This is a genomic window from Verrucomicrobiia bacterium (genome assembly GCA_035946615.1).
GTDB lineage: Bacteria > Verrucomicrobiota > Verrucomicrobiia > Limisphaerales > UBA8199 > DASYZB01.
The window spans coordinates 25,814-36,127 of sequence record DASYZB010000117.1 but is presented as its reverse complement, the minus strand read 5'-3'; the positions used below and the strand labels follow the sequence as shown (position 1 = coordinate 36,127).

General features: G+C 58.2%; 9 protein-coding genes. 2 read left to right on the top strand and 7 right to left on the bottom strand.

Annotation, left to right across the window (positions count from 1 at the left end):
* Positions 1–1,044, top strand: a 1,044-nt coding sequence (gene glp / locus VG146_17685) for a gephyrin-like molybdotransferase Glp (protein HEV2394188.1), incomplete at its 5' end; no start/stop codon positions are given.
* Positions 1,045–1,055: 11 nt separating this feature from the next.
* Here glp and VG146_17680 read toward each other — a convergent pair.
* On the bottom strand, positions 1,056–2,081 hold the full coding sequence (locus tag VG146_17680) for a hypothetical protein (GenBank protein ID HEV2394187.1): 1,026 nt from the start codon (positions 2,079–2,081) through the stop codon (positions 1,056–1,058).
* Positions 2,082–2,209: 128 nt separating this feature from the next.
* On the opposite strand from VG146_17680, the gene VG146_17675 reads away from it, so the two are divergent.
* Positions 2,210–2,392: a hypothetical protein gene (locus VG146_17675; protein ID HEV2394186.1), complete on the top strand. Its 183-nt coding sequence runs from the start codon at positions 2,210–2,212 to the stop codon at positions 2,390–2,392.
* 148 nt (positions 2,393–2,540) lie between these two features.
* Here VG146_17675 and VG146_17670 read toward each other — a convergent pair whose 3' ends face one another.
* The 6 genes from VG146_17670 to VG146_17645 all read right to left on the bottom strand — a co-directional run bounded on the left by VG146_17670 (position 2,541) and on the right by VG146_17645 (position 10,311).
* Positions 2,541–5,846: an FG-GAP-like repeat-containing protein gene (locus VG146_17670; protein ID HEV2394185.1), complete on the bottom strand. Its 3,306-nt coding sequence runs from the start codon at positions 5,844–5,846 to the stop codon at positions 2,541–2,543.
* Between the two features lie 235 nt (positions 5,847–6,081).
* Positions 6,082–6,342, bottom strand: a complete 261-nt coding sequence (locus tag VG146_17665; protein HEV2394184.1) for a hypothetical protein — start codon at positions 6,340–6,342, stop codon at positions 6,082–6,084.
* 77 nt (positions 6,343–6,419) lie between these two features.
* Positions 6,420–7,817, bottom strand: coding sequence for a tetratricopeptide repeat protein (locus tag VG146_17660; GenBank protein ID HEV2394183.1), 1,398 nt, complete (start codon positions 7,815–7,817; stop codon positions 6,420–6,422).
* Positions 7,818–7,882: 65 nt separating this feature from the next.
* Positions 7,883–8,557, bottom strand: a complete 675-nt coding sequence (locus VG146_17655; protein HEV2394182.1) for a response regulator transcription factor — start codon at positions 8,555–8,557, stop codon at positions 7,883–7,885.
* On the bottom strand, positions 8,547–9,617 hold the full coding sequence (locus VG146_17650; GenBank protein ID HEV2394181.1) for a sensor histidine kinase: 1,071 nt from the start codon (positions 9,615–9,617) through the stop codon (positions 8,547–8,549). Before VG146_17650 ends, VG146_17655 begins: the two co-directional genes overlap by 11 nt.
* A gap of 22 nt (positions 9,618–9,639) precedes the next feature.
* On the bottom strand, positions 9,640–10,311 hold the full coding sequence (locus tag VG146_17645; protein ID HEV2394180.1) for a hypothetical protein: 672 nt from the start codon (positions 10,309–10,311) through the stop codon (positions 9,640–9,642).
* Positions 10,312–10,314 lie beyond the last annotated feature (3 nt).

Genomic DNA, 10,314 nt, shown 5'->3' with positions numbered 1-10,314 from the left:
GCCGTTCGTGCGGCCGATGTCGCCTTAGCCCGCCCGGAAACGCCTGTCTGCCTCCACCTCAGCGGACGCGTCCCGGCAGGCGAAAACTTCTCCGGTGACCTGGCCCCTGGGAGTTGCATCCGGCTTTTTACAGGGTCGCCTTTGCCAGGGGGAGCCGATGCCGTCGTGATGCAGGAGGACACCCGGCTGGACCCTGCAAGTCCCGAGGCGGTATGGATTCTGGAACAGGCGCGTCCATGGGAAAATGTGCGATTGCGCGGCGAAGACATCAAAGCGGGAACGACATTGATGGAGGCGGGCACAATTTTGAACCCCGGGCAACTGAGTCTGCTGGCTGCCACCGGTCTGGGCGAAGTCGTTGTCGGCGCACAACCTGTTATCGGACTGCTGGCCACAGGTTCTGAATTGAAAGAGGCCGGGGAACGGCTGGGGCCGGGCCAGATTTATGAAAGCAATCGGGCCGGGCTCGGCGCGCTCATCGCTCGCGCAGGCGGATGCCCGGTAGTTCTGCCTCTTGTGCAGGACAATCGCGCGGCCACTCGCGCGGCGTTAGATGCGGCCTTGGCCCAGTGTGATGCTGTGGTCACTTGCGGCGGCGTTTCGGTGGGCGAGATGGACTTTGTTAAGCGCGCATTGGCCGATGCCGGAGGGGAGCTTGAGTTTTGGAAAGTCGCCATCAAACCGGGGCGCCCTTTTGTGTTTGGGCGTTGCGCGGGAAAGTTTCTGTTTGGTTTGCCTGGCAACCCTGTTTCGGCTCTGGTGACATTCCTGTTTTTGGTGCGGCCAGCATTGTTGCGCTGGCAAGGGGCCTCCGAAGTGAATTTGCCCGGCCACCCTGGTGTTTTAGCCGAGGCGCTGTCCAATTCCGGCGAGCGCCCTCATTTCTTGCGGGTCGTCGTGGATGCATCCGGGAAGGTGTCCTCGGCCGGTGTTCAGGCCGCGCACGTCTTGAGTTCGTTGGCGGCATCCAATGGCCTGGTCGAGGCGCCCCCGGGAGTAACCTTGCCGGCGGGCGCCGGCGTGCATGTGCTCCTGTGGGGGTGAGCCGGCAGCTCTTAGAACTTTCGGCGGGGGGTCTCCATCATGGGGACGTAAAAGGAGCTTGGGCTTGGCTTGGCCGGCTGCGGTGCAGGCGCCACATACATCGGGTTCCACTGGTTGAGGACGGTCGAATTCAAATCTGGCACAGTGGTTAGGGCCCTGACCGGAGGAGGGGCGGCCGGGATGGTGGTAAGTCCATCACGAGTACTGGAGGGCAAAGCGCCCAAAATTCCGTAGTTGGTCGATTGCGGAAGGGCGGAATTTACAGGGGCATATAGCGGATTGATAACAGCGTCCGGGCTGGAGTCATCCAATATCTTGCGGTAGTCATCCATGTAGTTTTTACGGGCCTCGACCTGCTGCGCAGTCATCGGCGCCACTGTGCCCAGGAACCCACTCAGAGCGCCTCTGCTCGAACTGCGGGTGAACACGCTGTCAGAGTTTTCTCCCAGGAAGTTTTTGAAACTTTGCTGGGTACCGCTCAAGTCGCTGGGGCGCATCGGGTCGTCGTCGGTTTGAGGGCTCTGCGGCGGCGTCTTGGCATTGAGCGAATTGAACGCATCCCCGAAAACGGAAGCGTTGGGGTTGAGGTTGCCCACGCCCAACATTTCGTAATACAGGTCTGTTTTCTCTTTCTGGGTTTTTGGACGCCCGCCGGTATTCCCCTGGCTCATATCGTCCTGGCCGCCCGGGAGCATGTCTTGGAACAAGAAGCTTTGCAGGTCCAATTCGTCCTTGGACTTGTTGGAAGGGGCAGTCCGGGCAGCCGGCGGATAATAGGAGGGGACCAGCACGCCATCGAGCGAACTCCTGGATGGATGCCGAATGTTGTTCAATTCATCCTCAAAATCCTGGCGCAAGCCATCCAAACGGCTGCCCAACTCGTTCAGATTCGTGAATACTTCAAGGCTGTTGGTTTCCGACAGCTCCAACTCGCGGCGCGGGAATTTATCCTGCGCCCGCAACTGGACGGCGAGCAAGCCACTCAGGCCTACCAGGGCCGAAAGCCAATAATTGGAGCGCATCAGCATGAAGCTCATTTCAGGCCCTCAGGGTAAACGAAATTGCCGTCTCAGTCAAAGCGGAAATTCGCGGCGAAACATGTCATTGGCCCGGCACGAGTGAGCACGGGTCGTGAAACTGAGAAGGGAACGAAATGACAAATACAATGTTTGGTTTGTTTAATCTGGGCGGTGGCGAGATCATCCTGGTTCTGACCATGCTCTTCATCTTGATCGCCGTTGCTGCGGTGCTGGCAGGCATCATTTCCCTGATCATTCGAATGGCCACGAAGGCAAAAAGGGCCGGAGCATCGACCCGATCTTCATCAACAGGCTGCTCAGAGAGCTGAAACCGGCTTGGATACGGCCTTGGAAGGGGAACAATTTAATTCGCCCAATTGACTGCGTCAGGACCAACGAAGCGATGTAGATCATGTTACGAACTCCTCAGTAATCTGATGTGCCGGCAGCAGGCGCTGGCTCGGCGCGCGGGGGTTGCTATTGGCGTTTGGATTGCCGCAGGTTCCGGAGTGTGCCGGGGTTGCGGGCCAGAATCAGTGGCCCAACCCAGCGAGTGTTGTATTTGGAAATCCAGGCATCGCTTAGATTCCCGGGGCGCGCCTGGTGTCCATAGGCCTGGTCATCCAGCCCAACAAACGGCAGCGGGTCCACACGCCAGCCTTGGCCGACATGAAAATCGGCGTCTTTATCCCACCCCACAACGTATAAAAAGAAATCGCGCGCAAAACCCTCGGGTTTAGGCGGCAGGGCTGCGGCAGAAAAAGACAAGGCTAATTCATCGCCTCCATTCAAGAGGACCAGCTCGTTATCCTGGCGCTCGGCCAATTCACCCACCGGTCCGTACCTGGTACACCAACCTGAAGGCGTGCGCCGCCAGGGCGGGTTGAACTGCGCTTTATCGTAGATCGGCGTCAAGGGCAGCCATTCGGGCAGTGCCTCGAATTGACCGAAGCCGTGCCAATGCAGGTCTGCGCGCACGGGATGCAAATGGAAGACCCGGTTTCGAGCCGCCTGGGCTTTTTCACAAAGCGAGGCATAGTCCCAATAGATTTCGAAGGCGGTGCTTAGTCGAAGGCGTCGAGCCCCAGGAGGCAATTTGCCCTCCAAATCGATGAGGATGGTTTTGGTCTTGCCCGCAGGCGCGCCGACGGGCGTTTTAATGGCCTGCCAGGAGCCGTCCGGCAACTGCGCTTCCAAAGTTGGGAAGGGAAATGGCAGAGCCGGGTCCAGCGAAGCAGCCACATTGGCCATGCCACCCCCAAACCGCAGCCATCCGCGTATGACCAAAACCAGCGGGCGATTGACCGGCAGTTCCCCAAAATCCATTGTAACGGAGAAAGGCTCTGCCAGACCGCGCAGTTGCGGCTCGCGCAGCCGGACGGGCGAGACCATGTCGCCATCGGCTGCGGCCAGGGCGCGGGTGACGTCGCACCCATCGCTGCGCACGGCCTGTTGAAGCGCAGCGACCGGGCGTAAGGTCCAGAGTTCATGGGGCAAAAAGGGTTTGGCGGGGAGCATTTTGCTCGTGGGATGGACCAGGGTGCCCGCCGGGTGATCCACCGCGATCAATGTAGCCACGTCCAGATAGAGCACCTCGCGGAGTTCTTCAGTCAGGCGCACTTCGTAAAAGCCATTGTTCGGTGGAAACTGGGCATCGTCGCCCAATTCGAGGAGTTCTTGCGGATCGGCGTCGATATAGCGCGTTTGACTTGCAGGCAGACCCAAGGGCGACGCGCCCAAGACATCCGTCACAAACCGGAACCGCCGTCCATCCCATGCGTAAAGGTAGGGACAGGAGCCGGTTGGCAGGGTGAGTTCAGCCAAGGCCAGGGGCTGCTTTTGCACAGGCACATCCACCAAAGCGGTCGCCAAATCGAACCAACGAACCTTGAGCACCTCGATTTTATCATGTTTCCCCACGCCGATTTCGAGCGGGAACTGGTTGCGCGTTCGGATTGTGTGCCAATGGCCCGAAACCAACTCGACGCGAACCCCCAGGGCGCTGGGATTAGAGCGGTTGCCGGCCAATTGGAGCTTCAATTGTTTATTGGCGTTGCCTCCATCATTTCGCAAGAACTGCAGCCCCTTGGGCGAACTGACAACCAAATCGGTATCGCCATCCTGATCAAAATCTGCTGCGGCTACCGAATCAACCGGCCCTAGCTTATCGAGGCCAAGCTCGGCAGTCACATCTTTGAACCCCTTTTTGCCCAGGTTGCGCCACAGGCGCAGGCCGTCGCCGTAGGCCAGAACGTCCAGCCAGCCGTCGTTGTCATAATCGATCAGCAAAAGGCCTTTGGTTTGAAATCCGTTTAGGGGCAGCGTCAGGCTCTCGTGCATTCCGCCGTAAATGACATGAAGTTCCCGTGAATCGGCCACCACGGCGTCCAGGCGCAAATCGTTATTCAGATCGCCAATGGCCAGGATGCTGCCGGCGGGCCAGGCGCCATCCAGATTGGTCTGCACGAATAAGCCGGCCCGTTGTTTGGCGAAATAGACCGGAGGCTGGCCGGCCCTGGTGGCGAAAACGCCGGGCACATCTTCATCCCGCCAATCCTCAACGGCGACCTGCTCGAGGCCTGGAAAGACGGCAGGCAACCCGGAATTGGTGTTCGCCAGGAAATAACCATTGCCCAGGTTGCGATACACCAGCAACCCTTCGCCTGCCGGCTGCACGGCCAGCAGATCGAGTTTGCCTGTAAAATCCAGGTCGGCCAGCAAACCGCCTTTTGCCTTGAGGTTTTTCAGTCCCGCCGCAGCGGTCATTTCGCGGAATTGCCCGTTGGTGGCGAATTTGAAGGCGTGGGAGGCCTGCTCCCCAAGGATCAACACATCATCGACCCTGTCGTTGTTCAAATCACCCACCAGACAACGCTGATAGACTGCGCCCGGCGTCCCTGGCGCCTTGGGACCCAGCGGCGTAAAGTGTCCTGCTGAATTTTCCAGAAGCCGGAAGCCATCTGCTTCGGTTACGAACAAGCTGTCGCGTCCATCATGGTTGTAATCCAAAACGCCGAGTGGGCCGTGATACAGGTTTGCCTGCTGGCCGAAAGCGGCGCTCGTGGCATCTGAAAAATGGACCGCCGCGCCGTGGCGCTCGGGCTGGTCGAGGGCAAAGGGGCCGGCGGGTTGCGTATATTTGCAACGCTCGAAGGTCGCGGGCCCGCTGGAGACATTGGGATTTTTGGCCAGGATTTGCTGATGTTTGGCCAGTTCTTCAGCGGCCTTTTGGGTTTGGCCAGTCTGCTGGTAAAGACGGCTGAGCTGATAATGGACTGAGGGGTGGTCAGGCTGGAACTGGGCGACGGTCTCGAATTCCTGAATGGCATCGTCGATGTGGCCGAGCCGTTCCTGGGCCAGGCCGAGTTGGAAATTAAGGGCGGTGATAGCCGGGTCAATCTTCTGAGATTCCTGGAGGGCCTGGACGGCTTTGTCGGCCTGGTCGAGACGCAAATAAGCGCAACCCATGAGGTAGTAGGCCGCTGGATTATTATGGTCCAGGTTCAGGGCTTCCTGGCACTGGGCGATTACCTCCTGGCTCTGCCCACCCAGGAGGTATGCGTTGGCCAGATTCAAGTGCGCGTAGAGACTCTCGGGCGCCAGCTTGACCGCTCGTTGGTAGGCCGTTATCGCGTCGGCAGCGTCTCCCTTCTCGAAATAACCCTGGCCCATCGTCATCGAGCGAATGAATGGGTCGCCTGCCCCTTTCGATCTTGTCCACAAAACAATTGCCGCAACCAGGACCAGCACGCAAAGCACAATCCAAGTGAGGCGTTTTTGCATGGCCGACTTTCGCAATTGTTGCGCCTGGGCGCAATCAAAACGCAGCGTTTGCTAAGAGGCTGGTTGATCCCCACAAAGGCAGATGGGGCAGGAATCGCCGCGAAAGAACAAAGAGAAACGCAAAGAAAGGCTGAAGGCTAAGGGCTGAATGCTAAAGGAGAAGTCGGGGGAGACCCGCATTTACCCGAAGGGGAAGGTAAGCGCCGGCAAAAGCACAGAGGCTCAGCGCAGCGCTTCAGTCGTCATCCCCCCGGCGCTTCCAAAATGCGACAACCATGGCGCCGAGCGCGAGTCCGATTCCAAAAACCAGGCTCAGGCTCTGATAGGGCCGTTCCCTGACGCGTTGGGCTGCCATTTCGGCGCGCGTGCGCGCCACTTCTCGCATGTTGGCTACACCCGCCCTGAGCAGGTCCTGCCCGTCGCGCACGACCACCTTGATGTCTTCCACCAACCGCTCCACTGCGGCGCTTTGTCCATTTTCGCTTGTTTCTGACATGGCCTTAGCATTTGCCAGAGGGCTGCCCCGGTAAATGGGGTATTTGCCCCGGACTGGGCGCGGTCGTGGTTGAAGAATCAGGACTGTCCGGCGTAAAAGGCGTCCACCTTGGCGGCGACGTCTTTGTAGGCGATATCGACTTCGTAAATCACCTTGAACTGGTCGAGGGCTTCGTTCTTTTTGCCCATGCGCTCGAGGACGGAGCCTAGATTATATATCAACTCCTTTTTTTCTTCGTCCAACACTGGTTTTTCTTTGATCGCGTTCTGGAGGGTGCGAGCTGCCATATCGAGCTTGTTTCCTTTTGCAAAAGACTGCGCCAGGTAATTCATCGCAGCCACCTTCCGATGCGGGTTGGCCTGGGCCTTTTGGAATTCACCGATGGCCTCGCTGATGCGGCCCGCCTGGAAATAAAGCTGCCCCAGCTCGAAACGAATCTGCAGGTCATTGGGATAGCGCTCGAGGCGTTTCTGGCACTCGCTTAACTGGAATGTCTGCTTTTCGTTCTGCAATTTGGCGACGGAATCCTGGTAATCCGCAGCATTGGGGTCCAATTGGGAAATCTGATGTTCGAATCTGCGGTTGATGGTTTCAGCAATGCCTTTGTCCAGCGATGGGTCGTTCCCCACGTCCGAGGCCTTGAGTTTTTCATAATAGCCCAGGGCTTTGTCGAACTGTTTTTTCTGGCTGTAAAGCTCGGCCAATTGTTTCAACAGCTTGAGATTGGCGGGCTCGGTGGTCAGCCGTCCCTCATATTCCTTGATCAGATTTTCGGTAAGGTCCTCGCTCTTGACCTGCCGATTTTGCTGTTCCAAGGCGACGGCCTCGGCTTTGTCCTTGAGGATATCGCGATAGGACCCACTGCCGTCGGCCAGGGCGTCGTAACCGCCCTCATCGAGGGTCTTGCGGGCGGAAAGGTCCTTGAGCGCCTGGTGGATTTCGTTATCAGCGGGGAAGGCGTCATGAAGGCTGGCAAGGACCTGCTCGCCGCGTTTGGGCTGCCCAATTGCAGCCAAAGCGTTTGCGTACTGAATGGCGACGTCTTTGTCTTTCGGTGAATTGCGGGACAGAACTTCGAGCGACAACACGGCTGTTTTGGGCATTTCGAGGGCTTGGGCCGCCTTGACAATGATTCGGTGGGCGCCGGGATTGTTTGGGTCGCTATTGAGAATCTCCTCGGCGATTTTCAAGGCCTCGGCCGGGTCTCTGTGCAAGGCAATCTCGCCCTTGGCGACCATGGGCTGGGAGCTGGCGCTATTCCACATCTTCTTCATAAAACCGCCACCGCTGCCAGCCTTTTTCAATTGGGCGGTTCGCAAGGCCTTGCGGCAATCATACAATGCCGGGTCGCGCGCGAGCACCTGGTTGAAAAGCTCGATGGCGTAACTGAAGTTGTCCCGCTGCAAGGCATCGGTGCCCCTGGTGAAAAGCACGCGCAGGTCGCGCGGCAGGTCATTCAAGCTCTTTTCTGCCATGACTCTACTATAACCAGCTTTGATTCAAAAAAGCCACTCCAAAGCGGAAGGCGGGCGCCAAACGCTCACTGCTGGTGCGTGCTCTCATGCCACCGCACGGCTTCCCGCAGCAACTCGGTGGCGCTGGTCAGGTTCAATTTTTCTTTGATGCGCGCACAGTAGGCCTGAACGGTCTTGACGCTGACCCGGAGCAGTTCGGCGATTTGGCGCGTGCCACGTCCCTGGCCGAGCAGTTGGAACACCTCGAGTTCCCGATCACTCAAGAGCGCTTGAGGCGATTGAGTGGTCAGAGTGCGGCCATGGACAAATTGGGTCGCCATGGCGGTGGCAATTGTTTCGCTGAGGTACATTTTGCCCTCTAAAACCTGGCGGATAGCGCCAATGATTTTGCGGGAAGTTTCCCGTTTCATAATGTAACCGCGGGCGCCGGCGCGCAGGGCCCGTTCGGCGTAATGGCTTTCCTCGTGCATCGAGAGGACCAGCACGGCTACCGAGGGGCAGCTCTGCTTGAGGTTCTTGATCAACTCGATGCCCGAAGACTCTTTCAACGAGATATCCACAATCGCGACATCCGGCTTGAGATCGACAATGCTCCGCAGGGCCTGCGGCCCGCTCTCTGCTTCGCCACAGACCGCAAGGCCCGATTGTTGGTTAATCAGGTTGGTCAGCCATTCGCGCACCAGGGGGTGGTCGTCCACCAGAAAAATGCTTCCTTTCTGCAGTGAGGTCTCAGGATTCATCGGGAGCGTTGGGACGAGCGGCGGCCGGTTTTGGGAATGTGCAAGTGACGATCGTTCCACCGGTTGGGGCGGGCTCGATTGAAAAGGTTCCTCCAATCATTGCCGCGCGATGCGCCATGATCCGAACCCCCAGACCCTGGCTTTCCGGCCCACTCTCAGGCAGACCGATACCGTCATCCTCGACCCGAAGGGCGACCAGGCCGTTGTGTTCGGAGAGGTTGATGCCGATGCGCTTGGGTTTGCCGTGGCGAATGGAGTTATGGACTGCTTCCTGGGCAATGCGGTAGAGATGCGTCGCGGCGGTGTCATCGTTAACCAGGACGGGAGCTTCGCACTCGAAGACGCAAAGGGTTTTTGTCGCTTTGGTGATATTGCCGGCCAGTCCCTCGAAGGCCGCCATAAGGCCCTCGGCTTCCATCTCGACCGGGTGCAGGCCGCGTGCCAGGTTGCGAGCCAGGACGATGCCTTGCTCAACCAACTCGATGATTTTGGCCGCATCGGCGGCTTCCGGGAGGGATTTGGCTGTCAGGCGCTCGTCGAGGACTTGGCCCGCCAAGGCGGTAGCGGTGAGATGCTGGCAGAGGTTATCATGCAAATCGTGGGCAATCCGCCGCTGTTCCCGTTCACTGACGTGGAGGATTTCTTCTTCGAGCCGCTGGCGCCGAGCCATCTCGCGAGTCAATGCCTCGGTGCGCTGTTGCACGCGGATTTCCAGCTCCTGGTGCAGCGAATGCAAGCTGGTCAGCAACAGCACCACGATTAAATAGAGCACCAACAGGATGAGTGCATTCCAGATCGGTATGAGCGGAGTGGAGTAATGGGCGCCGGCGGCGACGTCACCGCCAATCCAGGCGGCGATGCTTAGGACGGCCATTAACAAGCCAAACCCGCGCCCGACAAACCAGGCCGCCAGCCCGACTTCGAGCAGGTAAAAGACCGAGAACATGATCTCGAAGCCGGTGAGGTAGTCCACCAGGCCAATCAAGACCAACAACACCAAACCAGCGGCTATCAGAGAGCCACGCGAGTAGCGCTCAAGCCTCTCCAGTAACCGGTTCATGGGGAACCGCTTTGTCAATTGATTACTCGACCTCTTTCCAGTTCCCTATCGTCACCTTGCGGGTTTTTGTCCACACCTCCATCCACAAATCGAATCGGCCCGGATTGTTGGTCGGGGCAGAAGAGACATAACGCCATGGACTGGAATCCATTTGATAAAGTAGTTCCGGTTCGACCGGTTCCGAGTAGAGAGCAAAACTTAAGAGGTATGTGTCCGGATCATCATGGACCTGGCGGAACGGGGGGAATTCGCCCAGAAAATTCTGCACCGCTGCGGGGTTTGTGGAGCAGTTTTTAAAATCACACCCGAAGAACCTCTTTACGAAATCCGCATCAGCTTCTTCCATGCGGTCAAGGCGGTACGCTTTGTTGGTTGGATTATAGACCACACCAGCCAGTTCATAGAGCAGCGTATTGGTGACCGCGTCCACCACCAGGGGCTGGCGGCTGAGCAGATGGTCGGGCGGATACACCCCAAAATGGGACTTGTAGGCCTCAATGGCGCTGAGAAGGACCTTGCGCTGATTGCGGATAGCCGAGCAGACTTGAGGCAATGCCGCTTTCACCCGGGCCTCGAGTATCGCTGCGCTGACGAGATTATAGCCGAGATACCCCAACCCCGCCAAAATCAGGGCCAGAACAATGACCACAACAGCCTGACCCGCAGTCAGCCGGCGAGTAAGGAACTTTTTCATAAT